Below are 522 nucleotides of genomic sequence, written 5' to 3' on the forward strand. Positions count from 1 at the left end.
CAAGTACAAAACCATCTTTAAATTCAGTCTAGTCCCAAATCTCTCGTAACGGCTGTTGGTGGCTGTGTTTTTATTTATCAATATTTTCTATTTCAAATATTTCAATAAATTTTTGTTCCAAGTTTTTCTTTTTCCTTTTTATATTCCATCTCGAATGGAATATTATAAAGGCGAAGAATAAATTAAAAACTATATATATGTCATTTGGCGCGTTTTTAAAATTAAAAAAGAAAAAGGAATTGAAACCAATTATCGCAACAAATGGAAAATATTTTAGCCAAATCATTCCTATTTTACTCATAGGTTCAATAATATAATTTAGTTTTACTTTGTTGTTAATATTTTGATATTCTCCTTTAAGCAAATATAAGCCTGAAGTAAAATTATAATTTTCTGTTAGTCTGAAAGATGAATCGTCAAAGGTTCCGTAAAAACTTTTTGAACTTAGACAAAAAATTGAAAATATTCCAAGTGATAATTTTAATTCAGCTCTCCCAATTTTCGTATTCTCTTTTAATCTAT

Annotated in this window: 1 protein-coding gene; it reads right to left on the reverse strand. The window is 26.1% G+C overall.

Going from position 1 to position 522, the window contains the following annotated elements; all coding sequences use genetic code 11:
* Positions 1–70: 70 nt before the first annotated feature.
* Positions 71–522 (reverse strand): hypothetical protein (locus AB674_RS22935; protein ID WP_047779369.1); only part of this gene is annotated, 452 nt, incomplete at its 5' end.

The sequence above is a fragment of the Flavobacterium sp. ABG genome (assembly GCF_001027725.1).
Taxonomy (GTDB): domain Bacteria; phylum Bacteroidota; class Bacteroidia; order Flavobacteriales; family Flavobacteriaceae; genus Flavobacterium; species Flavobacterium cupriresistens.